Source organism: Actinoplanes sp. NPDC048791, from assembly GCF_040650095.1.
GTDB lineage: Bacteria > Actinomycetota > Actinomycetes > Mycobacteriales > Micromonosporaceae > Actinoplanes.
The window spans coordinates 1-2384 of sequence record NZ_JBEZGQ010001175.1; the positions used below are offsets into that span (position 1 = coordinate 1).

General features: G+C 73.7%; 2 protein-coding genes and 1 pseudogene. 1 reads left to right on the plus strand and 2 read right to left on the minus strand.

Translation table 11 applies throughout. The annotated features are described in order from the left end of the window. Positions 1–1596 (plus strand): alkaline phosphatase family protein (locus AB0C29_RS43925; RefSeq protein ID WP_360833667.1); only part of this gene is annotated, 1596 nt, incomplete at its 5' end. On the opposite strand, the gene AB0C29_RS43930 is transcribed toward AB0C29_RS43925, so the two are convergent. Together AB0C29_RS43930 and AB0C29_RS43935 are read right to left on the minus strand one after the other, a co-directional pair. Beyond that, positions 1577–2068 carry a hypothetical protein gene (locus tag AB0C29_RS43930; RefSeq protein ID WP_360833669.1) on the minus strand — a complete coding sequence of 164 codons (492 nt, stop codon included), beginning with the start codon at positions 2066–2068 and terminating at the stop codon, positions 1577–1579. The two genes, AB0C29_RS43925 and AB0C29_RS43930, sit on opposite strands and share 20 nt — an antisense overlap. A 34-nt stretch (positions 2069–2102) precedes the next feature. Next, a pseudogene (locus AB0C29_RS43935) lies at positions 2103–2384 on the minus strand (hypothetical protein); the annotation flags it as partial.

A 2384-nucleotide genomic window follows, 5' to 3' on the forward strand; every position in this document is an offset into this window, starting at 1 on the left:
GGCGCGGCGACCCGCCACCTGCTCCGCGTCAACCGGCGCTACCGGCGCGACCAGCCCCGCACCGCGACCCCCGGCGTTGTCATGATCCAGATCGACGGCTTGTCCGCGCCGCTCACCCGCTGGGCCGTGGAGGCGGGCAACCTGCCGACCCTGAGCCGCTGGCTGCGCTCGGGCAGTCACACGCTGACCGAATGGCACGCGCAGCTGCCGGCGACCACCCCGGCCAGCCAGGCCGGCCTGCTGCACGGCGCCAGCGATCAGGTGCCGGCCTTCCGGTGGTACGAGAAGGAGACCGGTCGCCTGGTCGTGACCAATCGCCCACGGGACAGCGCGCTGGTCGAGTCCCGCTGCTCCGACGGGTACGGCCTGCTGGCCGACGGCGGGGTGAGCGTCAGCAACGTCTTCTCCGGCGACGCCACTCTCTCCCTGCTCACCATGAGCAAGGTCGGGACGAACCGGCCGGACCGCTCGGTCAGCACCTACCTGCTCGACCCGTTCGGCCTGAGCCGGTCGCTGGTCCTGACCGTGGGCGAATGCGTCAAGGAGCTGGCCCAGGCACGCCGGCAGCGGCTGCGCCACGTGCAGCCGCGGATGCGCCGCTCCGGCTCGTACGTGCTGCTGCGGGGCGCGACCAACGTCCTGTTGCGGCACCTGAACCTGGCCGTGCTGGCCGAGCAGATCATGCGCGGGGCGCCGGCGATCTACTGCGACTTCGTCGACTACGACGAGATCGCCCATCACGCCGGCCCGGCCCGGCCGGAGTCGCTCGCCTCGCTCGAGGGCATCGACGACGTCCTGGCCGTGCTGGAGGAGGTGGCCGGGGCCGCACCCCGGCCGTACCACCTGGTCGTGCTGTCCGACCACGGGCAGAGCCAGGGTGCGACGTTCGCCCAGCGCTACGGGCTGCGGCTGGAGGACCTGGTGCGGCAGCTCACCGCCGTGGGTGAGGTGCTCGCCACCCGCGAGAACGAGCAGGAGGGCCGCGCCCGGGTGATCGAGGCCGGGCTGGTCCGGCCGGTGCCGCCGGAGGAGGACCCCGCTCATCCCGAGATCGTCGTCGCGGCCTCCGGCAACCTCGCGCTGATCTATCTGGCCCGGCTGCCCGGCCGGGTGACGATGGAGCAGATCGAGAGCATGCACCCGCGGCTGCTGCCCGGGCTGGCCGCCCATCCCGGCGTCGGCTTCGTACTGGTGCGCTCCTGGCGGTGGGGACCGCTCGTGCTCGGTCCCGACGGCCGGCGGCGCCTGCGCGACGACCACGTCGAGGGCCTCGACCCGCTCGCCTCCTTCGGCCCGCACGCGGCCGACGACCTGCGTCGCCACGACGCCCTGGCGCACACCGGGGATCTGGTCGTGAACAGTCTCTGGGATCCGGCCACCGAGGAGGTCGCCGCCTTCGAGGAGCTGATCGGCTGCCACGGCGGACTCGGCGGAGGGCAGAGCCGTCCCGTGCTGGTCCACCCTCGGGAGTGGACCGTCCCGGCGGAGCTCGTCGGGGCCGACGCCGTGCACCGGTGGCTGTGCGCCTGGCTCGAGAAGACCGGCTGCCGTACGGCTCCCGTCGAGCCCGGCCCGCTCAATGCAACAGGGCCTTGAGCAGGATCATCGCCGCGCCGAACCCTCCGGCGATCGCCGTCGAGGCCAGCCGCTCCATCGTCGTGAGCCGGCCCGCGGTGCCCATGCGCCAGCCGGCCACGCACAGCAGCACCGTCGTGCAACCGAGCGCGGCGAACTCCGCCGTCGCCAGGCGGACACCGGCCAGCCGCATCAGCACCAGGACGAGCAGTGGCAGGGTCGAGGCGGTCACGATCTCCCAGCCGCTGGTCAGCTGCCGCCGTACGGTCTGCCACGTGGGCCGGTGTCCCGCGTGGATGCGTTCGGCCAGGATCCGGGCGTACCGTTCGGCGGCCCAGTAGATGGTGAGGGTGGCCAGCACGGCGAGCACCTCCTGCCAGGCCCGCTCGGCGTGCGAGGTGACCAGCATCGCGGCGCAGACGATGACGCCGTAGATGCCGGACGCGGTGCCCTCCGCGGTGGTGTGGGTGAGACGGACGAAGGTGCGCGGCATGATGCGAGACTGCTCGACGCCGCGTACCGGGTCCTCATCCGGCCGGGGTGAACCCGCCGCCCCGGCCGTCATCGCCGGGGAGCCGGCGCCGGTCCTGCTCGCGGGTCAGCAGGAGCAGGGCGCGCCGGTCGGCCGTGGTCGGCCGGTCCGCGCCGAACGACCGGGGCCACAGCCGGCCGTGCCGGACCGCGGCCACCTCGGCGGCCAGGACGAGCACGTTGCTCAGGACGTACAGCAGGGCGAAAACGCCGGCCACGGTGGCGAATCCGCCGTAGACCAGACCGGCGCCGCGGACCAGCCGGGGCAGCACCGCGGC